The organism is Vibrio sp. Vb1729, assembly GCF_033338655.1.
Lineage (GTDB): Bacteria > Pseudomonadota > Gammaproteobacteria > Enterobacterales > Vibrionaceae > Vibrio > Vibrio alginolyticus.
In genome coordinates, this window is sequence record NZ_JAWOTB010000007.1 from 1 (window position 1) to 22820 (window position 22820).

General features: G+C 44.3%; 20 protein-coding genes and 1 tRNA gene. 8 read left to right on the forward strand and 13 right to left on the reverse strand.

All coding sequences use genetic code 11. The annotated features are described in order from the left end of the window. Positions 1-593: 593 nt before the first annotated feature. The 7 genes from R7E29_RS03210 to R7E29_RS03240 form a co-directional block, all read right to left on the reverse strand. Positions 594-1847: an HD-GYP domain-containing protein gene (locus R7E29_RS03210; protein WP_005381029.1), complete on the reverse strand. Its 1254-nt coding sequence runs from the start codon at positions 1845-1847 to the stop codon at positions 594-596. A gap of 130 nt (positions 1848-1977) precedes the next feature. Further along, positions 1978-2976 carry a LacI family DNA-binding transcriptional regulator gene (locus R7E29_RS03215; protein ID WP_017636173.1) on the reverse strand — a complete coding sequence of 333 codons (999 nt, stop codon included), beginning with the start codon at positions 2974-2976 and terminating at the stop codon, positions 1978-1980. Between the two features lie 104 nt (positions 2977-3080). Next, positions 3081-3836, reverse strand: a complete 756-nt coding sequence (gene chbG / locus R7E29_RS03220; RefSeq protein ID WP_054577130.1) for a chitin disaccharide deacetylase — start codon at positions 3834-3836, stop codon at positions 3081-3083. 18 nt (positions 3837-3854) lie between these two features. Continuing rightward, positions 3855-5177, reverse strand: coding sequence for a 6-phospho-beta-glucosidase (locus R7E29_RS03225; protein ID WP_213906775.1), 1323 nt, complete (start codon positions 5175-5177; stop codon positions 3855-3857). A 12-nt stretch (positions 5178-5189) separates the two neighbouring features. Then, positions 5190-5501, reverse strand: coding sequence for a PTS lactose/cellobiose transporter subunit IIA (locus R7E29_RS03230; RefSeq protein ID WP_031777269.1), 312 nt, complete (start codon positions 5499-5501; stop codon positions 5190-5192). A gap of 51 nt (positions 5502-5552) precedes the next feature. Further along, the gene (locus R7E29_RS03235; protein ID WP_005381064.1) at positions 5553-6887 is read right to left on the reverse strand and encodes a PTS sugar transporter subunit IIC; all 1335 of its coding nucleotides are present in this window, start codon (positions 6885-6887) and stop codon (positions 5553-5555) included. 87 nt (positions 6888-6974) lie between these two features. Next, positions 6975-7280: a PTS sugar transporter subunit IIB gene (locus R7E29_RS03240; protein ID WP_025767645.1), complete on the reverse strand. Its 306-nt coding sequence runs from the start codon at positions 7278-7280 to the stop codon at positions 6975-6977. Positions 7281-7527: 247 nt separating this feature from the next. Between R7E29_RS03240 and R7E29_RS03245 the strand changes: the two genes are divergently transcribed. Further along, complete coding sequence (locus R7E29_RS03245; RefSeq protein WP_054577132.1) at positions 7528-8811, forward strand: carbohydrate-binding protein; 1284 nt, start codon at positions 7528-7530, stop codon at positions 8809-8811. Positions 8812-9057: 246 nt separating this feature from the next. Here the strand turns inward: R7E29_RS03245 and R7E29_RS03250 are convergent. Beyond that, a tRNA-Leu gene (locus R7E29_RS03250) sits at positions 9058-9142 on the reverse strand. A 190-nt stretch (positions 9143-9332) separates the two neighbouring features. Next, a complete protein-coding gene (locus R7E29_RS03255) occupies positions 9333-9998 on the reverse strand; it encodes an SDR family NAD(P)-dependent oxidoreductase (protein WP_054577133.1) in 666 nt (221 codons plus the stop codon). A gap of 227 nt (positions 9999-10225) precedes the next feature. On the opposite strand from R7E29_RS03255, the gene R7E29_RS03260 reads away from it, so the two are divergent. Beyond that, on the forward strand, positions 10226-11494 hold the full coding sequence (locus R7E29_RS03260) for a DUF2254 domain-containing protein (protein WP_005385537.1): 1269 nt from the start codon (positions 10226-10228) through the stop codon (positions 11492-11494). Positions 11495-11678: 184 nt separating this feature from the next. After that, on the forward strand, positions 11679-12158 hold the full coding sequence (locus R7E29_RS03265; protein WP_005381070.1) for an RDD family protein: 480 nt from the start codon (positions 11679-11681) through the stop codon (positions 12156-12158). 86 nt (positions 12159-12244) lie between these two features. On the opposite strand, the gene lptG is transcribed toward R7E29_RS03265, so the two are convergent. Both lptG and lptF read right to left on the reverse strand, forming a co-directional pair. Next, on the reverse strand, positions 12245-13315 hold the full coding sequence (gene lptG, locus R7E29_RS03270; protein WP_005381071.1) for an LPS export ABC transporter permease LptG: 1071 nt from the start codon (positions 13313-13315) through the stop codon (positions 12245-12247). 3 nt (positions 13316-13318) lie between these two features. Beyond that, the gene (gene lptF, locus R7E29_RS03275; RefSeq protein WP_005381072.1) at positions 13319-14419 is read right to left on the reverse strand and encodes an LPS export ABC transporter permease LptF; all 1101 of its coding nucleotides are present in this window, start codon (positions 14417-14419) and stop codon (positions 13319-13321) included. A 201-nt stretch (positions 14420-14620) separates the two neighbouring features. Between lptF and pepA the strand changes: the two genes are divergently transcribed. The 5 genes from pepA to R7E29_RS03300 all read left to right on the forward strand — a co-directional run bounded on the left by pepA (position 14621) and on the right by R7E29_RS03300 (position 21277). Beyond that, positions 14621-16129 (forward strand): leucyl aminopeptidase, encoded by a 1509-nt coding sequence (pepA, locus tag R7E29_RS03280; protein WP_005381073.1) that lies wholly within the window; start codon positions 14621-14623, stop codon positions 16127-16129. A gap of 115 nt (positions 16130-16244) precedes the next feature. Then, entirely contained in the window at positions 16245-16694 is a 450-nt protein-coding gene (locus R7E29_RS03285; RefSeq protein WP_031777270.1) for a DNA polymerase III subunit chi, read from the forward strand. Positions 16695-16790: 96 nt separating this feature from the next. Continuing rightward, positions 16791-19649, forward strand: a complete 2859-nt coding sequence (locus R7E29_RS03290) for a valine--tRNA ligase (protein WP_054577134.1) — start codon at positions 16791-16793, stop codon at positions 19647-19649. A 202-nt stretch (positions 19650-19851) separates the two neighbouring features. Then, entirely contained in the window at positions 19852-20256 is a 405-nt protein-coding gene (locus R7E29_RS03295) for a DUF2061 domain-containing protein (protein WP_005381078.1), read from the forward strand. A gap of 115 nt (positions 20257-20371) precedes the next feature. Beyond that, entirely contained in the window at positions 20372-21277 is a 906-nt protein-coding gene (locus R7E29_RS03300) for a bifunctional helix-turn-helix transcriptional regulator/GNAT family N-acetyltransferase (protein WP_213886860.1), read from the forward strand. Positions 21278-21296: 19 nt separating this feature from the next. On the opposite strand, the gene R7E29_RS03305 is transcribed toward R7E29_RS03300, so the two are convergent. Both R7E29_RS03305 and rraB read right to left on the reverse strand, forming a co-directional pair. After that, on the reverse strand, positions 21297-22097 hold the full coding sequence (locus R7E29_RS03305; RefSeq protein WP_054577135.1) for a glycosyl hydrolase 2 galactose-binding domain-containing protein: 801 nt from the start codon (positions 22095-22097) through the stop codon (positions 21297-21299). Between the two features lie 154 nt (positions 22098-22251). After that, positions 22252-22665: a ribonuclease E inhibitor RraB gene (rraB, locus tag R7E29_RS03310; protein ID WP_054577136.1), complete on the reverse strand. Its 414-nt coding sequence runs from the start codon at positions 22663-22665 to the stop codon at positions 22252-22254. Positions 22666-22820 lie beyond the last annotated feature (155 nt).

The following is a 22820-nucleotide window of genomic DNA, read 5'->3' on the forward strand; positions in this document are numbered from 1 at the left end:
TGCCGCCAGCGTTCAATCTGAGCCATGATCAAACTCTTCAATTTAAGATTTTGTCGGCTCAATGAATACTGAACATTCCTTTCGCTAATAAATAGCAGAAGTAATGTTTGAATTGACTGTGCTCTTATTGGTTTTTACTTTTGAAAAAGTAAAACAAAACAGCTCAAGGCTGCTTCCCAATTCAAATGGTCACTTCGTTTCATTGAAACCTAATTTGATACCGAAGTATCGAATTGGATTATCATCAACGAGTGCCCACACAGATTGATAGGTCTATATTGTTAAAGAGCTTGCTTTGCGAGAAGTTTTTCTCTCAAAGCGGAGGTGCATTCTAGCGATTTAGTTGTTAGTGTCAAACACTTTTTTAAACTAATTTTTTGTAGAAGCTTTTTACCTCTTCGACCCTGCTAAAGCCTTGTGGCGTCTGCCGTGTCGATGGATGCGCATTATAGGGAGAAGATTTTCTTTGGCAATACTAAAAATGCATTTTTTCTAAAAAAACATGCCAAATGGATACTTTCCATCCAACCCTAAAATTACCCAGAAATAACACTCAGGATTTATACAATTTACCCACAAAAAGCTGTGGATAACTACTCATCACTATCAAAGAAATAAGAAATACGCGAACGCGGATTTAGATACTCTTTTACTTTATCCGGTAATTTTGACGGATGAATCGCGTTAACTATCTTTATATCTTTTGAGGCAAGATCAATGATTGGCGCTTGCGTCCTTGGTACTGATGGATCGTAAACCAAGACATTCGGGAATAATAAATGCGATGCATTCACTGAGATAACCAGGCCGACCATATTATTAGAAAGCTGAACTACGGTACCCGGAGGAAACACGCCCATAAACTTAATTAGGATGTTCAGGTTCTCTTCTTTATATAGGTGTTTACAGTTCTTATATAAATGAGAGAGTGCGGTATAAGGAATCTTTTGATCTGAGACTATCGGTGTATGACACAAGTTATCAAACGCATTGGCTACAGCAATAATTTGAGCAAACTCGTTGATCTCATCTCCTTTCAGGCCTTTAGGATAACCAGACCCATCTCTTAGCTCATGGTGCTGCGCGATCACAATTCTCGCGACTTCGGGAAAAGCCTCGATTTGACTCGCAAGATCGACGCCATATTTAGTGTGCAACTTTAAGTAGTTGGTTTCTGGCTCTGTTAGAGGTAGTTGCTTTCTTAATATTGCAGTCGGGATTTTTATTTTCCCGATATCATGGAATAGTGCGGAGAAGGAAAGCTCTTTCAACTGTGCTGCTGAGTACCCTTTAGCACGGCCAATCATCATCGAGATAACAGCCACGTTCAATGAGTGGAAATAAATATCTTCAAACTCATTTTTTCCGTTCATCAGATGTAACGTAACATTATCATCGCACATTAACTTCTCGACGATATCTTCAATAAGAAGCTTTGCTTCATCAACTGCTGCTGTCGGACGGTTACGGATTTTAGTCATGACTGAACGCATACGTGCCAGAGAGCGCTCAAACTCTTTTTCACACTGAATCACGCGTCGACGGTATGCACTTAACTTTTCTATGCGGTTTTGTTTTTCTTGCCACATTTTTTGAGTTTCATGATCTAACGACGCTTCATTTGTTACTCTGTCAGCTTGTCTTTGATCAACAGGGAGTGGAACGGCATCGCTTTGCTCTGGATTAAAGTAAACGAACTTTACGCCGAGGTGGCGGATCATCTCGACTTGCTCTTGGTCTTTAATCTTAAAGCTATTGAGTAGAAAGGGGTGATCGTTCCACTTTAGCGGAAGACGGATATGTAATCCGGGTTGAATACGATCGACCGTTAGTTTAATGGCTGCCACTTATTCACTACTGATTTATATTTCTTAAGAGAGTTAGAATACTAGTAAATTTTGTGAATAAATTCATCAGTAACTATCAAAACATCAAACCGTTATTTCTAAGCGACTCACTTGATTAGATAGAAGTAAGCTACTTTAAGGAGCGATCTGCTTTGCGTATTTTAAGCTTGGCCTCGAACACAGGCTTGTCTATTACTTCTTGACCTTTGACTAGTCCCATTAACGTTTGTACCGCTACACGGGCCATGTCACTGATAGGAAAGTGCACTGCTGATACTGTAGGGTAAAGACTTTCACAAAGATCAACACTGTCAAAGCTAGTTAATGAGATTTGCTCTGGTACAGAAATACTGTGCTCGTGTAAGTACTGCATTGCGCCAACCGTCATTTCTTCACTGCACGAAAAGACAGCCGTCACATCAGGGTGTCGTTGTAAAATTGCAGCCATTGCATCATAACCACTTTGCCGGCCATAATTCCCTTCTTCACACCAGCTTTCATCAATATCTATACCAGCATCCTTCATTGCATCAATATACCCAAGCTTTCTCAATACACTGTTATGACGTTGGGATGGACCGGCAATACAAGCAATCTTTCGATGACCACCAGCTAAAAGGTGCTCAACGGCAATACGGCTTGCATGATGATGGTTAAAGATAACACAACGCTCTTCTATTCCTTCCACGTAGCGATCCAGGAGAACGAAAGGTGTTGGCTGTTTAGCTAATTCACGTAAGTCATCATCTGACAAATAACGACTATGAAGTACATAGCCGTCACAACGTAAATCATTAAAACGCTGAATTGCCTCTTTTTCACCTTGTGCAGAATGATGGCCTTGAGCTGTAATCAAAAACTTCTTATGAATATCTAGCTCGGTTTGAACCTGCTCCATCATCTCGCCAAAGAAGCCCCCCGTATAGTAAGTCACCAATAACCCAACCATATTACTGGATGAGGTTGCGAGTGAACGAGCAATTGCACTGGGACGATAATTCAATTGCGCCATAGCTTGCTCTACTTTTTTTCGAGTTTCCTCGCGAAATTTCCCCTCTCCATTAATAATTCGAGAAACGGTAGAGCGATTTACACCGGCGAGTTCGGCTACATCTTTAATCCTTGCCATAATGCTATTGGGTCCAACTGCAATTGTTATTAAATATTCGTTTGTGTAGAACGGCTGCCAGCAATTCGTAAGGTGCTATAGGGGGCGAAGCTGGCAGCCTTTAATCATACACCGACCGTTTGATTGGTAGAAACAAGCTCAGAGTAATCCGTGACAGTTATACCATGATGAGCTAACTGTTCTTTTAAAATGGGAGAGGTAAGAACTTGTAACTCTAGCTCTCGCTGAAGCGCATAGCCACTCTTTAAGATAAGCGCCTGATCGGCCTCTGCCGGGTGGCACATCACCTCAACCAAGTCATAGTCAGCTTTTAAGCTCAATAGATGTGCCATTAAGCCATCCAAGCTCACTTTTTGATCATAAAACTCATCAGTAAAGATATATCTGATTGTCATCGATTCTTGACACAAGCCAGTGCCCCGCAGTGGCACTCTGTATTCATTCGCTACTTCTTTAATAACGGGCAAAATTTGAGGGTGAGTATGCGCGTGATGATGGCTATCTAAGTGGCTTAGCTCTAACCCAAGCGATAAAAAATGTTCCACCTGAGCTTTTGCTTCATCATAAATGACCTGAGTTTCGAAGTCCTGCTTACTCCAAAGTTCGTCATAGTTGATAAAGTGCGCTCGGCCGTTGGTCAAGTTAGGATGCTTCGTTATAGGCACACCTGCTGTAAACCTAAGATGAACGCCAATTTTCAAGTCTGGATTATGGCGAGCTAGTTCTAAGGCATGTTGCTCAGCATCCATACCCACCATCATGGTGGTTGAATGAACCACACCTTGCTGATGAGCTTTAACGATGCCGCTATTTACACCTCTCGTTAAACCAAAATCATCAGCATTAAAAATGACTTTCATCGGCGCCCTTCCTTAGTCTTACAACGTCGTTAGTTTAAATTGAGGTAAATACGGAGCGTTCACCGCTAGGATATCATCCAGGATTGACTTGGCGCGGCCAATGTCAGGCACCAATGGGTTATTGGTTAATGCCATAAGCGCCTTGTCATAATTACCTTCGACAGCAGCTTCTATTGTTAGCTGCTCATACGCTTTAACTTGATGGAGTAATCCTTTGATATTGTTTGACAACTCGCCAACCGCAAGAGGTTTCGCCCCCCAGCTACCAATCACGGCACTACATTCAATCACAGCATCGTCAGGTAGGCCGTTGATCGCTCCATTATTTAAAACGTTAACAACATGAATACTATTACGATTGTTATAAATTGAATCAACTAGGTTCAGTGATGCATCAGAATAATAAGCACCACCCCGCTCCTCTAACTCTTTCGGCTTATGATCGAGGGTAGGATCTTGATAGAGCTTAAATAGCGCATTTTCTGTTTCCATTACCTGCTCAGCACGAGTGCCTTTTTCATCGGCACTTTGTTTCTCTTCAGCAAGCATGGCATCAGTTTGGTAGAAGTAACGATGATAAGGACATGGTATCGCCCCCAGTGCTTTTAGAAATGCCGGATCCCACGGCTCTTCCCAGATATTCTTCATACTGAAGTTGGCACCATCACCAACTTTCTCTAATACCGTTTGAGTAATATCTTCCCCATTGAGCCATGCTTTGTGTACCCACACGAGATGGTTTAACCCAGCAAACTCAAGTTGTAGCTCTTTTGGCTCGCACTCCATCATTTCTGCAGTCATCATTTCCATTGAAACGGGCACATTGCATAAACCAATACTTTTTACTTTGGTGTACTTACTGACCGCTTCGGAAACTAAACCCGCTGGGTTGGTGAAATTGAGCATCCATGCGTTTGGAGCCAACTCTTCAATGTCTTTACAGATATCAAGAATGACCGGAATGGTTCGCAGTGCTTTAGCAAAACCACCAGGGCCCGTTGTTTCTTGGCCGATGACGTCGTACTTGATTGGGATTCGCTCATCATTAGCGCGAGCAGCAAGGCCACCAACACGAAACTGCGTCATCACAAAATCCGCATCTTTTATCGCAGCACGGCGATCGAAACTGGCTTTTATCTCAATTTTTGCTCCGGCTTTATCGACCATTCGCTGAGCCAATCCTTTGATGATCTCAAGCTTCTCAGCTCCTGACTCAATGTCCACAAAATGAATCTTCCTAACGGGTAAATATTCTAAGCGCTTAATAACCCCTTCAACCAATTCCGGGGTATAGCTACTACCACCGCCAATAATGGCAAGTTTGATCGCCTCTCTAGACATTTTCATCCCCCTTTATTTGTTCGAGATTTTTTTGTTCAGTGCGACGATTTCTACAGCCATCTCTTGAGCCAAAATCGTAGTCATTAGGTGATCTTGAGCATGCACCATCACTAACGTCATCGGGACTTTCCCTTCTCCCTGATCTTCTTCAATAAGCTGAGTCTGTATTAAGTGGGCTTTATTAATGCACTCTCTTGCTTGAGAGAGCTTCTCATCAGCCGCTTCAAAATCTTGTTCTCGAGATAAACGCAATGCCTCGTAGCTTAAACTTCTGGCTTCACCAGCATTGCAAATGATCTCCATTACAACCAATTCTTGTTCCATCATTTTCTCTCCGAAAATCGGGCCGCGGTAATTGCGGCCCATTAAGTACAGTTAAGCAGTAACGCCTTCGCCTGACGGCTGCGTGTCACCTTTAGTTTCCTTCGTCGTTGGTAGTTCTTGCTCCAACATTTGCTTCTCAAACATTTTGAAGAATGGGAAGTAGATGATTAGATCAAGAATTAATAAACCAATGACGAGCAATACTGGCGCAAAGGTCCAACCGCTACCCCACGAAGCACCTATCAGTGCCGGTGTTGTCCAAGGTGTTGTAGCGACACCCATACCCACAAAGCCGACATGCACAGCAAAATACGCAATCGTAGCGTTGATGACTGGAGCGAAGACGAACGGGATAAACAAGGTCGGGTTCATCACAACTGGGCTACCGAAGATCACAGGTTCGTTGATTTGGAAAAAGCCAGGCACCGCACTCATTCGACCAATGCTCTTAAGGTGAACAGAACGGCTAAACGACATCAGCATAACAAGAGCAAGTGTTGCACCAGAGCCGCCAATAAAGATGTAAAAATCCCAGAACGGTTGAGTAAATACGTTTGGAATCGGTTCACCTGCAACAAAGGCTTCAATGTTGGCACCAATGTTGGTCAAAAAGATTGGAGAAAGCAGTCCAACAACAATTGCAGCACCATGAATACCCGCAAACCAAAGCAGCTGGCAAAGCAATAAAGCGCCAATAATGGCAGGCAATGAGTTAGACGCACTAATTAGCGGTTTAAAGATAGCCATAACAGCGTCTGGAATCAGCATGTCGTACTGGGTTTGTACGAAAAGGCTAAGTGGATATAAGGTAATGAATATCGCTAAGACTGGTAGCAATACTTCAAATGATCGCGCAATCGCCGGTGGCACCTGCTCTGGCATGCGAATCGTAATATTGTGCTTTTTCATAAAACGGTAGAGCTCCACCGAGAAAAATGCACACATCACTGCGGTGAAGATCCCGGTTCCGCCCATGTGAGACATAGACAACGCGCCATCTTTAGCTGGGGCCGCAATGAGTAAAAAAGACATTAGTGACAATACAGCACTCGTGATCCCATCCATCTTGTAAGCCTTAGCTAAACTATAAGCAACGCCCAGCGAAACAAAAATGGTCATGATCCCCATCGACATGTTGTAGGGCATCATTATGGTATCAAAATGTGTAGTGGCGAAATCGAGCCAAATTCGACCAAAAGTAAAGGTTGTATCTTCGGCAAATGGGGGGAATGCAAAAATCAAAATGAAACTACCGACAATAATAAACGGCATTGCGACAATAAAACCGTCTCTCATTGCGCGAACATGGGGCTGATTCCCCACTTTAGCTGCTATAGGGGCTATATGCTTTTCGACTGCGCCTATAATTGCGTCATAAAGCTTCATAGAGTCCATCCTTATTTTAGGCAAAAGAATCCCGCATCAAATATTTATATTTGATGTACAGTTATCTTTTTAATTTAAAACTATGGTTTAGTTAATTAATTCTAATGCTTGCTCTAGTACTTCTTCTCCCTTCATCATTCCATAATGCTGAGGAGAAATAGCATCAATGTTTTTACCATGCTCTTGCGCCGTTTTTCTTAGCTCTTCTAGCTGAAAACGTACTTGAGGCCCGAGAAGACAAACATCGTACTCTTTAATTGCATCTTCAAACGCATTCACTGACATTGCATCAATTTTGCACTCAATTCCTTTATTTTCAGCAGCTTGCTCCATTTTCTTAACAAGCATACTGGTGGACATCCCTGCGCTACAGCATAAAAGGATCTTTTTCATAGCCTTACTCCCGTTGTGTAAATTTCAACCTATAAAAACTGTAGCAAAAATAACCAAGACAAAAAAGCGCAACCGGTTGCATCATTCGTGAACACAATCCCAATTTAGAAAATACCACCTATTTTTTTGTAATTATTTAGGTCTAGGATAAAAGTCATAAAATATTTTAAGACATCACATTAAGTTTCAAATTATCAATATTTTACTACTGACAACGTCGTTATTAATTTCTTAAAAGGAATAGAGAATGAAATTTAATAAATTGGCTATTGCAACGCTTGTAAGTGCCGCACTATCACAACACTCATTTGCTCAAACCGGCTCTAAAGGCACCATTTATCTAACGTTTGATGATGGACCAATCAATGCATCTATTGACGTTATTCAAGTACTTAACCAGGAAGATATCAAAGCGACGTTTTACTTTAATGCTTGGCATTTAGATGGAATTGGTGATGAGAATGAAGACCGTTCCCTAGAAGCCTTAAAGCTCGCATTAGACACTGGTCATATTGTTGCGAACCACAGTTACGATCACATGGTGCACAACTGCGTGGATGAATTTGGACCGAACAGTGCTGCGGAGTGTAATGCGACCGGGGACCACCAGCTTAACTCGTATCAAGACCCTGTTTACGACGCCTCCATGTTTACGGAAAACTTATCTGTGTTAGCAAAGTATTTGCCGAACATTACAAGCTACCCGAACTACAAGGCAACAGAATTTGCTAGACTGCCCTACACCAACGGTTGGCGAGTGACGAAAGACTTCAAAGCAGATGGGTTATGTGCCACGTCTGATGACCTGAAACCTTGGGAACCAGGATATGTGTGCAATACATCCAACCCATCCAACAGTGTAAAAGCAGCTATCGAGGTTCAAAATATCCTAGCGAATAACGGCTATCAAACTCATGGTTGGGATGTGGACTGGGCACCTGAAAATTGGGGCATTGAAATGCCAGCAAACAGCCTTACAGAAGCAGAAGCATTTCTTGGATATGTGGATTCCGCGTTAAACACTTGTGCACCAACAACGATTAACCCGATCAACTCCAAAGCTCAAGAGTTCCCATGTGGTACACCTTTACACGCCGATAAAGTTATCGTATTAACTCACGAGTTCCTATTTGAAGATGGTAAGCGTGGCATGGGTGCAACGCAAAACCTACCTAAGCTCGCTAAGTTTATACAGTTAGCAAAACAAGCGGGTTATGACTTCGACACAATGGATAACTACACACCGAACTGGCAAGTTGGTCATAACTACGACGCTGGCGATTACGTCTTACACCTAGGTACTGTATACCAGGCTGTAACAAACCATGCTGCACAACAAGATTGGGCACCGTCTCCAACCTCTAGCCTCTGGACAAATGCGGACCCAGCCACTAACTGGACTCAAAATGTTTCCTATAAACAAGGCGATGTGGTGACTTATCAAGGTTTGCGTTATCTAGTTGATGTACCGCACGTGTCCCAAGCAGACTGGACTCCGAACACTCAAAATACCTTGTTCACAGCTCTATAGGCTGTTCCTACTATCACCATGTAGTAGTTTGCGCGAGGCATACCCCTCGCGCTTTTTTGTTTTGAAGATCCAGATACAACAAAGCCCCGACTTTCATCGAGGCTCTGTCTTAAAATATGGTACCGGTGGACGGAGTTGATTGGACTGGCATCCCTGCCGCCACCGCGAAGGCAACGCTAACTTCCTTTTGATATTTACGAGCACCTAAAACGACGAAAGGCCGCTATAAAAGCGACCTTTCTAATATGGTACCGGTGGGCGGACTTGAACCGCCACGCCCGAAGGCAACGGATTTTGAATCCGTCGTGTATACCAATTTCACCACACCGGCATCTTTGGGCTATTGCCCTTTGATGGTTGGCATTATACGTAAGCTTTTGACCTGCGCAAGCATAAATACCTTAAATAACTATCGTTTGCTGATAATTTCGCCACAAAGTGTGACAAAGCTGTACTCATAAGAAACGTACGCTCCATTTTCTACTACTCTTCCAGATGAAAATGAGTATACGAAACTCTTTTTAAGTTCTATTCACTGTAATATCAGAAACATAACCATTCCCAATGCTCGACAACGCATTATGGAGCATCTCTGCGGCATCTTCTGCTTGCATGAAGTGACTCGTGTCCATCGTATTGCCGCTTGTTTTCCAGAATTCCGTATCCATTCCACCAGGATAAACCGCGATAATTTTCATAGGTTTTCCTTTTAGCTCCAAACGAACCGACTCAATTAATCCTTTGACGGCCCATTTCACTGCACAATACGTAGACTCTTGCGCTTTAGGTTGTTGCGCGGCTGTGGACATGATCATGACCACTTTTATTGGATGATCTTTGTAACGCTTTACTAACTCTCTTAACACATGAATCGCAGAATTCAGGTTGTTATCAATCAACTTTTGAATCTCTTCCGGCTCCTGCTCTTCCAGTAAGCCAAAATAACCACTTCCTGCACTATGAATGACCATTTCAGGCGGCTGTTTCATCCCATCAAAGAGCTGTTTCACACCTTGATGTAATGAGAGGTTGCAAGCTTGATAGCCGACGTTATGAGAGAGTTGTTTTGCTAGTGCGGATAGTTTTTCTGTGTTTCTTCCTATTACGTACGTCTCTTTGCCTTCCGCATCATAACGCTTTGCTAGTTCCGCCCCTAAACCGCTACTTGCACCTGTAACTACAATCATGCGCTACCTCTTTTCAATCACATACTTTTAATTCATCTATCAATTAAGGTAACAGAATCGTGGTAATTCACACCTCAAGAGCACCATTCTTTGAAGCAAGCAGCTTTCTTACTTTCGTGATGCATGAAATATCAAGCAGAACGACGGGCATTTAACCTATGCTTAAGCAAGAATAACTTTCTGAATTTTCTATCGACTTTCTAGTGAGAACTGAATAGGAGCAAAGAATGACTGGGTCAAAATGGCAGTGGTTACTGAAACAGATGACACGAAAACTGTGGGTCCGGACGTCACTCTACGCATTACTAGCTGTTGCTACCGCCTTAATGTCGATTGTTTTAAACCAGTTCATTACTCTGCCCCCTGCCATCAACGTCAGCAAGGATTTGTTGAACAACATATTAAATATCCTCGCAACCTCGATGCTTGCAGTGACTACATTCTCTCTCAATATTATGGTCTCAGCGTACAGTGCCGCTAGTGCAGGGGTAACGCCGCGAGCGACAAAACTGTTGATGGAAGACAGCACAACACAAAATGCCTTAGCAACCTTTCTTGGCTCTTTTCTATTTAGTTTGGTAGGAATTATCGCGCTAGGTATTGGGGCCTATCATCAACAAGCACAAATTTATCTGTTCATCGTGACTATCGCCGTAATCGTGATGATCATACTCACTCTGCTACGTTGGATTCAGCACCTTTCCGTACTAGGAAGGGTCAGTGAAACCACTTCATACGTGGAGCAAGCCTTGTTAGATGCGATAAGAAAACGGGGCAAAGAGCGTTGGCTAGGTGCTCACCCGTGGAGCCACCCAGAACATAAACCCAGAGGAAGTAAACCTATTTTGAGCCAAGAAATTGGCTACTTACAGCATGTTGATATGCATCATCTCGATAGTATTGCTGAAGCAAACCAATGCACCATCTATCTTGAGCGACAACCGGGAAGTTTTGTGTACGTAGGTCAACCATTGGCTTGGGTTTGTGGAGAATTGCCAGACGAAAGCGAAGTAACGGCAGCCTTCACGATTCGAACGGAGCGTTCATATGATCAGGACCCTCGCTTTGGTTTAGTCGTTATGGCGGAAATCGCCTCACGAGCACTATCTCCGGCTGTAAATGATAATGGCACCGCAATTGACGTTCTTGGGCGTTCTGTACGAGCACTTTCATTATGGGGAGACCTACTCAGTGAGCCTCCTACCAAAACTCGATATCCTAGACTATTTGTGCCCGCATTGAGCTGCCAGGATTTGTTCGATGATGTCTTTTTGCCGATAGCACACGATGGTGCAGCGCAACTCCAAATACAGATTCGCCTACAAAAGGCCTTGCTAGCTCTCTCTAGTATGCACCCTAAGTTATTTTTGTCACCAGCAATCAAGCTGTCAGAAAAAGCTTTAGAGCTTTCATTAAGCCAACATTATACCGAAGATGAGAAACACCAACTCTCTCAGCTATCTAATCTGGTCACAGACCAAAAAGCCAATGGTTAAGAGAGTCGAATTCAGTTGAAACATATTGCTGCACGGCCTCGTGTATCATGACATGTGCTGATAACGTAGGGCAGAAAAGTCTCTTCGTTTATACACAATTAAAGACTCTGTGCGTTAGGTCTCTTTTCTCTTGGTGAGGGAATCTATATTCTGACGCACAATTTTTAAGGTAAGTGATGGAATAATGACAACGTCTACAACTCTTCCACCTGCTGGTCTCTTTCGTCGACTTGCAGCGTTGATTTACGACACATTGATTATTATCGCAATTGAAATGATGGCCGCAGGTATTGTTATGGCCGTTGTGTTTGCACTAAATGCAGCAGGATTGTTGAGCTATGGCGAGTACGCTGATGCCGCAGATATGCTCGGAAAGCACCCTGTATTGAGCCCTCTATTTACACTTTATCTTGCGGGTGTGTGGATATATTTCTTTGTGTTCTTCTGGACGCGAGCAGGACAAACTCTTGGGATGCGCGCTTGGAAGCTTCGAGTTCGCAATGCCAAAGACGGAGCACCAATTACGGTAACTCAAGCTCTGATTCGTATTTCGACATCTGGCTTTGGCTTGGCAAATTTGACTGTACCGATTGATCCGAAGAAACGTGGTTTCCACGACATTTGGGCCAAAACAGAGGTTGTTGTATTACCTAAGGCAAACTAACTTGTCTAGGAACACAAAAAAGGAAGGCGTAATGCCTTCCTTTACATTTGGTTCGGTAAAACTTGGTTTATTCGATGATGCTTCAGTTATAGCTTTCTTCGTAGTAGTGCAATCGCAATAGCTAAGAACACCAAACTCGGGGCCAAAGCACCAAACACTGGGGATATGCCATACACCAAGCTTAATGGACCAAAGAACTCACTGGATATGTAAAAAGTAAACCCGGCAACCACGCCCGACAATACCCTTGCCCCCATGGTCACGCTTCTGAGTGGACCGAAAACAAAAGATAGCGCCATTAACATCATCACAGCAATTGAAAGCGGCTGAGTCAACTTACGCCAAAACGCCAACTCATAGCGAGATGCATCTTGTTCCGATGCTTTCAGGTAAGTCACATAATCATACAAACCGCTCAGCGACAGTTCTTCTGGCTTCACGGTCACCACAGCTAGCTTATCTGGTGCCAAAGAGGTGTGCCACTCCATCTGTTCGATGTCTTGCTTTGAAATTACGTTTTCATTTTCCATGTCCGTAATTTGTACGTAGCGCATCAGCCAGTTGTTATCTTGTTGGTAGTCGACTTCTTCGGCGAAAATAACTTTTTGTAGATTCTTATCATCATCAAAACGCCACATATTTAAAGCATAAAGCTTGTCGTCTTCGACTTTACCTATAAAGATAAAGTCGTTTGCGTCACGAGCCCACACACCTGAGCGCACAGACACAATGCTACCACCTGATATCGCAAACGCACGTAAGTCACGGGCCATCTTCTGGGCCTCAGGAGCGCCCCATTGACCTAACGCCATAACGACAATCATGAGCGGGACGGCCGTTTTTAGTACCGATAACCCGATATCCAGCTTAGAGAAACCAGCAGCTTGCATCACCACCAGCTCAGAGCTTGAAGCCAACATACCTAAGCCGATCAGGGCACCGAGTAATGCCGCCATTGGAAAGAACATTTCGATATCACGCGGCACACTGAGTAACACAAAGTACAACGCATGAGTGAGGTCGTACACACCTCGCCCTACTTTACGTAGCTGTTCTACATATTTGATGATGCCCGATAAGCCAACAAACGTCGCTAAAACCAAGGCAGTGGTAGAGATGATGGTTCTACCGATGTAAAGGTCTAAGATTTTGAACACAGCTTACGCGAGCCTCTTCTTGCGGAATTTGTCTTTTATTCGTCTAGCAGCAACGCTGTCCATCATATTCGCCATGATAGCAACAATCAGCAACATCGCATTGATTGGCCACATACCAATAGCAGCCGGGATGTCACCATCTTCTAATGCAGATTTGGTTGCACTGATCGCCAAGAAATACGCTAGATAGATCAGAATCGCAGGCCCCATTTTGGCAAACCGTCCCTGACGCGGATTCACCGCAGACAAAGGAATAACGAGCATTGTTAAGAGTGGAATACACACAAATAACGAAATTCGCCATTGTAGCTCCGCTTGCGCCTCTGGATCTGGGTGACCTATCAAGTCAACCGTTGGGTATGCTTCCCAGTCTCGCCCTTTCTTTTTGACCTCACGTTGGCCGATAACACCTTCGTATTCATCGAATTTCGTGATCATATATTCAACGCGAGTAGGCACACCTTCATAACGCGTACCTTCTTTCATAGTGATGATCTGACGACCGTCCGAAAGCTCTTTTACTTCACCAGAAGATGAGAACATCACACTCGGTAACACTGAATCTCGAGGGCGCATCTGCGCAACAAAAACGTTGCTCAAGGTATTGTCTTTAATGTCATCGATGAACACAACCGATGAACCGTCTGGTGTACCTTGGAACTGACCTTTTTTAAGTAGGTCAACGCTGTTTTCTGACGCTACCTGCTCATAAAGCTGCTCAACGCGGTCTTGAGACCACGGCGATAGCCACAACGCATTGAAAGCCGCCACCGCTGAAGTAATCAACGCTAGGTATAAGGCCGCTTGAACTAAGAATTTATTACCAATACCTGTCGCGTTCATTACGACAATTTCGCTCTCTGCATACAGACGACCAAATGTGATCAATATGCCGATATACAGACTTAAAGGCAGCATTAACAGACCCATTGCTGGCATGTTCAAACCAACAATAGAGAAAATCAATCCAGCAGGAATATCCCCATCAGAAGCATCAGCAAGAACACTTATGAATTTCTGGCTTACAAACACCAAAAAAAGTACGAAAAAAATCGCAAATTGGCTCTTGAGTGTTTCGCGGATCAAATATCTAACAATAATCACGCTGAAATTACCTATACAAAACTTGTTTTTTTGGTCGAATCACTATAGTTTCCCGTTGAACCATTTATTTTTTTAAAAATTATAAACTAGATGTTAGTCGCTTAATCAGCTCTGCATGTTAAGTCTGGAGCTAAAATTCAACAAGTAAGCGATCATTATCTAACATTTAGAGCAATTTGTCTTCAGGATGTAGGAGTACGCATGGAGTTCAGTGTAAAAAGTGGCAGTCCAGAGAAACAACGTAGCGCATGTATCGTTGTTGGTGTGTTTGAACCACGTCGCCTTTCTCCAGTAGCCGAACAACTTGATAAAATCAGTGACGGTTACATCAGTTCACTACTTCGCCGTGGTGATCTAGAGGGTAAACCTGGTCAGATGCTGCTACTGCATCAAGTACCAGGTGTTTTGTCAGAGCGCGTTTTACTTGTCGGTTGCGGCAAAGAGCGTGAACTTGGCGAGCGCCAGTACAAGGAAATCATTCAAAAGACGATCAGCACACTTAACGAGACAGGCTCAATGGAAGCGGTATGTTTCCTAACTGAACTGCATGTTAAGGGTCGTGATACATACTGGAAAGTGCGCCAGGCTGTAGAAGCGACTAAAGATGGTCTATACACATTTAATCAATTCAAGAGCGTGAAACCTGAGACTCGCCGCCCACTGCGCAAGCTTGTTTTCAACGTACCAACGCGTCGTGAATTGAACTTGGGTGAAAAAGCAATCACTCATGGTCTTGCTATCGCATCAGGTGTCAAAGCCTCAAAAGACCTTGGCAACATGCCGCCAAACGTAGCTAATCCAGCTTACCTTGCTTCTCAAGCTCGTCGTCTAGCGGACGACTACGAAACCGTAACCACCAAAATTATTGGTGAGCAAGAGATGGAAAAGCTGGGTATGACCTCTTACCTAGCAGTAGGCCGTGGTTCTAAAAACGAATCTATGATGTCTATCATCGAGTACAAAGGTAACCCTGACTCAGATGCAAAACCGATTGTGCTCGTAGGTAAAGGTCTAACCTTCGACTCAGGCGGTATCTCTCTAAAGCCGGGTGAAGGTATGGATGAGATGAAGTACGACATGTGTGGTGCGGCATCGGTATTCGGTACAATGAAAGCGCTGGCGAAGCTAAACCTACCAATCAACGTTATTGGTGTTCTAGCGGGCTGTGAAAACATGCCTGGCAGCAACGCTTACCGTCCAGGTGACATCCTAACGACCATGTCTGGTCAAACTGTAGAAGTTCTGAACACGGATGCTGAAGGCCGTCTTGTTCTTTGTGACGCACTGACTTACGTAGAGCGTTTCGAACCAGACTGCGTGGTTGACGTTGCAACGCTAACTGGTGCTTGTGTTATCGCACTAGGCCACCATATCAGCGGCGTAATCTCTAACCACAACCCTCTTTCTCATGAGCTAGTAAACGCTTCTGAGCAAGCGAGTGACCGTGCATGGCGTCTACCAATGGCAGACGAGTACCACGAACAGTTGAAGAGCCCGTTTGCGGATATGGCAAACATTGGTGGTCGCCCTGGTGGCACAATTACTGCGGGTTGCTTCTTATCTAAGTTCGCGAAGAAGTATAACTGGGCACACGTCGATATCGCAGGTACCGCGTGGAAATCAGGCGCAGCGAAAGGCTCAACGGGCCGTCCTGTCTCAATGCTTGTCCAATTCCTTTTGAACCGCAGCGGCCAAGAGACAGAAGAGTAATTTCTGAACAGAATCTAAAAGGGCCGCAAGGCCCTTTTTTATTATCCTAATTTTCTAAAATGAAAGTGGGACTTAAGATGGTCTTAGGAAGAGCCCCAAGGCAAGTGAGAGAATGATGCAAACTGCAACCTTCTACATCATTAACGAAGAGAGCCCGCAAGCAACGGTGGCTGGCTTTGAAGAATACATCGTGTTTTTGGCTCAGCACTTTGCTCGCCAAGGCGCTAAAGTGTATTTAAACTGCCAAGACAAACCACACGCCGAGCAGCTCGCTGAAGCCTTTTGGCAAGTTGATGCAGACAAGTTCATGGCACATAACCTCGTAGGCGAGGGACCGAAATACGCCACCAACATTGAAATCGGCCATGAAGGTGTAAAACCTAATTGGAACCGTCAGCTGGTAATTAATTTGGCGGAAAATGAGACAACCTTTGCGAACAAGTTTGCTCAAGTGGTAGACTTCGTGCCCTGCGAAGAAAAAGCTAAACAACTCGCAAGAGAAAGATATAAAATTTACCGTCAAGCAGGTTACCAGCTGCAAACGATCGAAATTCAATATCCTTAACGGTCAATCCTTATAGTTAAGGCGATCTTGTTAAGATCCCTCACTTATAAAGATTGACTAAGATTCAACCATCAACGTATCCATTAAAAGAGCGCTATGGAAAAGACATACAACCCAACTTCAATCGAACAAGCTCTGTATCAGACTTGGGAAGAGAAAGGCTACTTTAAGCCACACGGTGACACTACTAAAGAATCATACAGCATCATGATCCCGCCACCGAACGTCACTGGTAGCCTACACATGGGCCACGCGTTCCAAGATACGATCATGGATACGCTTATCCGTTGTGAACGTATGAAGGGTAAAAACACCCTTTGGCAAGTAGGTACTGACCACGCTGGTATCGCAACTCAGATGGTTGTTGAGCGTAAGATCGCTGCAGAAGAAGGCAAAACAAAACACGATTACGGTCGTGAAGCTTTCATCGACAAAATCTGGGAATGGAAAGGCGAATCTGGCGGCACTATCACTAAGCAGCTTCGTCGTCTTGGCGCATCTGTAGACTGGGATCGTGAACGCTTCACGATGGACGATGGTCTATCTAACGCCGTTCAAGAAGTGTTCGTACGTCTATACGAAGACGATCTAATCTACCGCGGTAAGCGTCTAGTTAACTGGGATCCAAAGCTACACACAGCGATTTCAGATCTAGAAGTAGAGAACAAAGACACTAAAGGCAACATGTGGCACTTCCGCTACCCACTAGCAGATGGCGCAAAAACAGCGGATGGCAAAGACTACATCGTTGTTGCAACGACTCGTCCAGAGACCGTGCTAGGCGATACAGGTGTTGCAGTTAACCCAGAAGATCCACGTTACAAAGATCTTATCGGTAAAGAAATCATCCTTCCTATCGTTGATCGTCGCATCCCAATCGTGGGCGATGAGCACGCAGATATGGAAAAAGGTACTGGCTGTGTGAAAATCACACCTGCGCACGACTTCAACGACTACGAAGTAGGTAAGCGCCACCAGCTACCAATGATCAACATTCTGACTTTCGACGCGAACATCCGCGACTCAGCAGAAGTATTCAACACTAACGGCGAAGCAAGCGACGCTTACAGCACTGAGCTACCAGCTAAATACCACGGTATGGAGCGTTTTGCCGCTCGTAAAGCTATCGTTGCTGAATTCGACGAGCTAGGCCTACTTGAAGAAGTGAAAGATCACGATCTACAAGTTCCTTACGGCGACCGTGGTGGCGTGGTTATCGAACCAATGCTAACTGACCAATGGTACGTACGTACTGCGCCTCTAGCGAAAACCGCAGTTGAAGCAGTAGAAAACGGCGACATCCAATTCGTTCCTAAGCAGTACGAAAACATGTACTTCTCTTGGATGCGTGACGTTCAAGACTGGTGTATCTCTCGTCAGCTATGGTGGGGTCACCGCATCCCAGCTTGGTACGACAACCAAGGTAATGTTTACGTAGGTCGCACTGAAGAAGAAGTTCGTAAGAACAACAACCTAGAGTCAGTCATTGAACTTCACCAAGACGAAGACGTACTGGATACGTGGTTCTCTTCTGCACTATGGACGTTCGGTACTCAAGGTTGGCCAGAGCAAACTGACGATCTGAAAGTATTCCACCCTTCAGACGTTCTAGTAACTGGTTTCGACATCATCTTCTTCTGGGTTGCGCGCATGATCATGATGACCATGCACTTCGTGAAAGACGAAAACGGCAAGCCACAAGTACCATTTAAAGCGGTTTACGTTACTGGTCTAATCCGTGACGAAAACGGCGACAAGATGTCGAAGTCGAAAGGTAACGTACTTGACCCAATCGACATGATCGATGGTATCGACCTAGAGTCTCTCGTAGAGAAGCGTTGTGGCAACATGATGCAGCCTCAACTAGCGAAGAAGATCGAGAAGAACACTCGTAAGACGTTTGAAAACGGTATCGAAGCATACGGTACAGACGCACTGCGTTTCACTCTTGCAGCAATGGCATCAACAGGTCGTGATATCAACTGGGATATGAAGCGTCTTGAGGGTTACCGTAACTTCTGTAACAAACTATGGAACGCAAGCCGTTACGTAATGATGAACACAGAAGAGCAAGATTGTGGCTTCAACGGTGGTGAGATTGAATACTCACTAGCAGACAAATGGATCGAGTCTCAGTTTGAACTTGCAGCGAAAGCGTTCAACAACCATATCGACAACTTCCGTCTAGATATGGCTGCGAACACGCTTTACGAATTCATCTGGAACCAATTCTGTGACTGGTACCTAGAGCTAACTAAACCCGTTCTATGGAAAGGTACTGAAGCGCAACAGCGTGGTACTCGCCGTACACTAATCACGGTACTTGAGAAGACTCTACGTCTAGCTCACCCAGTGATTCCTTACATCACTGAAACTATCTGGCAAAGCATCAAGCCATTAGTTGAAGGTGTAGAAGGCGAGACAATCATGCTGCAAGCACTGCCTCAATTCGACGAAGCAAACTTCAACCAAGAAGCGCTAGACGACATTGAATGGGTGAAAGCGTTCATTACCAGCATCCGTAACCTACGTGCTGAATACGACATCAACCCTGGTAAGCCGCTTGACGTTATGCTGAAAGCAGCAAATGCAGAAGATGCCTCTCGTCTAGAAGCAAGCAAGCAAGTACTGATGTCACTAGCGAAGCTAGAAGCAGTACGCGTGCTTGAAACTGGCGAAAAAACTCCTGCATGTGCGACAGCACTGGTTGGTAAGTCTGAGTTGATGATCCCAATGGCAGGTCTGATCGACAAAGATGCTGAGCTTGCTCGTCTAGATGGCGAAATCAAGAAGACTCACGGCGAAATCAAGCGTATCGAAGGCAAACTAGGTAACGAAGGCTTCGTAGCGAAAGCACCTGAAGCAGTTGTTGCTAAAGAGCGTGAGAAGCTTGAAGGCTACAAAGAGACACTAGCTAAGCTAGAAGAGCAGAAGACAACGATCGCTGCACTTTAAGCCTCAGTGAAAGAGAAGAACTAACACTTCTCACTTTTGGTTCAAAAGGTTGGTCATCATGGCCAACCTTTTTTGTATACATTTCACCAAAACCATCATCAATAGCTTCCCCCTATCACAACAATACTCATTACCCATTAGCATTAATGAGAATTATTATCGATAATAAACTCATCGAAACAAACACGATTGAGTAATTATCATGAAAAAGACACTAACTTTCGCAGCACTGCATTTTACTATCGCATTTAGTGTCGCTTACGTACTCACAGGCGACATTCTAATTGGTAGTTTAATTGCCATGATTGAGCCTTCAGTGAACACCGTAGCCTTCTACTTTCATGAAAAGGCATGGGCAAAAGTCCCAGCACTTAAAGCTCGTCAGTGGATGACCAAATTAAAAACCGCAAGCTTTGCGACCGTGCACTTCAGCGTCGCTTTTACAGTGGTTTACTTACTAACAGGTGATGCATTCGTCGGCGGCGTAATGGCGATGCTAGAGCCGAGTTTGAACACGGTGGCTTACTACTTCCACGAGAAAGTATGGATGCGTAAATCATCAGAAAAAGCTCCAGCACCGCAGTTTTGTTTACATCACCACGCTTAAACATGGAGGCTCACTACGTCTCCTAACGAGAAAAATGACATTTACCATTGACAAGGTTGCGCACCGCAATTAATTTAATTGCGGTGCGCAACTTTATTTTTAGAGGTAAGTGATAATGAACGCTCGTCAACTTCGACACTACTCCCGTCAAGCCGTCCGATTGCTTGGTATACTTGATAAACAATGCGGCGATGTCGCTCTCACTCCAGTGCAAGCGCACGCATTGGGTGAAATCCAATTGCAGCCATTGACCATCAATCAGCTGGCACAGCAGCTTAATGTCGACAAGTCCAACGCGAGCCGAACCGTTACTGGTTTGATTAAATTAGGTTTGGTCGAGAGCATCGAAAACCCAAAAGACAAACGTAGTCAACTCGTAGCGATTACAGAGCAAGGCCAGCAGGCGTTATCACAACTGGACCAACAGCAAAACCACTTCTTTGAACAACTGCTTACCCAACTCGATGACAGCGAGCAAGAGCAACTCAAACTTGGTCTAGAGACTTACCTAAAAGGGCTAACAAAAGTGTGTCAGTCTGAGGAATACGTTCTTCGACCTCTTACTAAAGCAGACAACCCGCAAGTCGCAGATGTGATTCGTAAAGTCTCTGCAGAATACGGCTTAACCGCAGACAAAGGTTATGGTGTGGCCGATCCAACGCTTGATGATATGTATTCGGTTTACAATCAATGCGGGGCCGCCTATTGGGTCATTGAACATCGCGGAGAGATCGTTGGTGGCGGTGGCTTTGCCCCTTTAGCTGGCGAGCCAAATGTGTGTGAACTACAAAAGATGTACTTCTTACCTCAAACACGAGGACACGGTTTAGCCAAACGCATCGTCGCATTGAGCTTACAATTGGCGAAACAATTTGGGTATCAGCAGTGCTATTTAGAGACAACTGAATGTCTGAGAGAAGCGGTAAGCTTGTATGAAAAGCTAGGCTTTGAGCATCTCGATGCCCCGCTTGGACAAACAGGGCATGATGCATGTGAAGTCGTAATGCTTAAGATGCTGTAATAGATAATATTATTAGACGTTAAAGCACAACATGGGTAACACAAAGCTCCTGGCTCAAGGCAACAGTGAAGTTTTGGTGCTGCCCATCCAACTCAACAGACAACTGGTAGAGATCACTTGGATCAGGATCAGTAAGATCGGCATACTTTGGCGCTTCTATCTGGAATAAAGCGCTCGCATGCTCCGCTCGGACATCAATAGGAATATGGTAAGTCATACCATTAAACTTAACCGATGCAGAGACCAGACCCGGCGCAAAAGTTTGATAGTACAAGTCTACTTTAAACTCGCAACCACCACCGTGGTGCCAAATCTGCTCGGTTGCCACGCGGTCTAAACGTACATTGCGAATGAACTGCAGATACGGTTCTTGCCATACCCCTAAGCGCTCATCACTTTTTTTATATTCATGATCGGACAGAGAGCACAGCTCAGGTCTATCTTCATCAAACAGAAGATCCTCTTCTTCCTCTAAGAACAAGATTTCAAAGCGGTTACGCCCCATTTGCATGAACGGACGAATGTCTTTCTTGTAGACATTTTGAGAACCGTCACAGTCGAACAATGCTACTCCGTTCAAACGCACTTCTGCATGGTAATCCACACCACCCAACACCATTTCTACCGCTGGGAATGCCATCATGGATTCGTCCACTTCAATGTCATGCATCAGGTGCCACTCTTGCTGACGAATTGCTTCTTCTGTCAGTTCAGCTGGCAATACCTGACTCAAAGGAGCAGGGAAAGTAATGTCATCCTGTGGGATAGAAAGGTCCGTCAGTGGAGAGACTTGCCATAAACCGGCGAGTGAGAGTTGCATATACACCTTGAGCTAGATCAATTTTCACGCATTATAGGGAGAAATCCCCTATAAACTCAATGTGAATTATTTATCGCCTCCACATTCGTCAGTTTTTCAAGGTATAAAAAAACCAGCGTTAAACGCTGGTTTTTCCAAAAGTAGTGAGCTTTGATTACTCGTCGTCTTCATCTTCTTCAGGGTAAAGCGCATCTTCGCCTTCGTAGTACGTACCCCAACCGTCATAGATGATGTCGTATTTTTCTGCCAAGTAAATCAATTTTTCAACTTGCGCATCAATCGCTTCTGCGTCTAGTGCGGACTCCATAGTCGCATCACAGCAAAGCAACTTGTTACCATCTTCATCTTCAGTTTCTTCTGCTTCAAGAACTTCAAAGCCCATCTTGAATGCTTCAACTACCGCTTTTTCTAGCGTGTCAAAATCTTCTGCAAACAGGTGGTGCTCAATTTCGTATAGCGAATCTGGATCGCTGCCATCTTCTAGCAATGCTGCAATGATATCGCGAGTCTCTTCCTTTTGAATCTCAATTAATTCTTCTACTGATAGATATTCATCTTCGTGAGACATGTTTTGGCTCCAGATTAGTTACTTGATGGAAACACAATACCCGATACTGAGTATGCTGATCCGGTGAAATATGGCATGGATTGCGATGAAAAGCCACAAACAAACATCATACCACTGCGATTCTTATCGGTTATTTGAATCTAAATATTAAACCG

What these genes read in the sequence shown, in the direction of transcription:
- R7E29_RS03215 (WP_017636173.1), bottom strand. Translation starts at nt 2,976, where the DNA reads ATGGCAAGGATTAAAGATGTAGCCGAACTCGCCGGTGTAAATCGCTCT.
- chbG (WP_054577130.1), bottom strand. Translation starts at nt 3,836, where the DNA reads ATGAAAGTCATTTTTAATGCTGATGATTTTGGTTTAACGAGAGGTGTA.
- R7E29_RS03225 (WP_213906775.1), bottom strand. Translation starts at nt 5,177, where the DNA reads ATGTCTAGAGAGGCGATCAAACTTGCCATTATTGGCGGTGGTAGTAGC.
- R7E29_RS03230 (WP_031777269.1), bottom strand. Translation starts at nt 5,501, where the DNA reads ATGGAACAAGAATTGGTTGTAATGGAGATCATTTGCAATGCTGGTGAA.
- R7E29_RS03235 (WP_005381064.1), bottom strand. Translation starts at nt 6,887, where the DNA reads ATGAAGCTTTATGACGCAATTATAGGCGCAGTCGAAAAGCATATAGCC.
- R7E29_RS03240 (WP_025767645.1), bottom strand. Translation starts at nt 7,280, where the DNA reads ATGAAAAAGATCCTTTTATGCTGTAGCGCAGGGATGTCCACCAGTATG.
- R7E29_RS03245 (WP_054577132.1), top strand. Translation starts at nt 7,528, where the DNA reads ATGAAATTTAATAAATTGGCTATTGCAACGCTTGTAAGTGCCGCACTA.
- R7E29_RS03255 (WP_054577133.1), bottom strand. Translation starts at nt 9,998, where the DNA reads ATGATTGTAGTTACAGGTGCAAGTAGCGGTTTAGGGGCGGAACTAGCA.
- R7E29_RS03260 (WP_005385537.1), top strand. Translation starts at nt 10,226, where the DNA reads ATGACTGGGTCAAAATGGCAGTGGTTACTGAAACAGATGACACGAAAA.
- R7E29_RS03265 (WP_005381070.1), top strand. Translation starts at nt 11,679, where the DNA reads ATGACAACGTCTACAACTCTTCCACCTGCTGGTCTCTTTCGTCGACTT.
- pepA (WP_005381073.1), top strand. Translation starts at nt 14,621, where the DNA reads ATGGAGTTCAGTGTAAAAAGTGGCAGTCCAGAGAAACAACGTAGCGCA.
- R7E29_RS03285 (WP_031777270.1), top strand. Translation starts at nt 16,245, where the DNA reads ATGCAAACTGCAACCTTCTACATCATTAACGAAGAGAGCCCGCAAGCA.
- R7E29_RS03290 (WP_054577134.1), top strand. Translation starts at nt 16,791, where the DNA reads ATGGAAAAGACATACAACCCAACTTCAATCGAACAAGCTCTGTATCAG.
- R7E29_RS03295 (WP_005381078.1), top strand. Translation starts at nt 19,852, where the DNA reads ATGAAAAAGACACTAACTTTCGCAGCACTGCATTTTACTATCGCATTT.
- R7E29_RS03300 (WP_213886860.1), top strand. Translation starts at nt 20,372, where the DNA reads ATGAACGCTCGTCAACTTCGACACTACTCCCGTCAAGCCGTCCGATTG.
- R7E29_RS03305 (WP_054577135.1), bottom strand. Translation starts at nt 22,097, where the DNA reads ATGCAACTCTCACTCGCCGGTTTATGGCAAGTCTCTCCACTGACGGAC.
- rraB (WP_054577136.1), bottom strand. Translation starts at nt 22,665, where the DNA reads ATGTCTCACGAAGATGAATATCTATCAGTAGAAGAATTAATTGAGATT.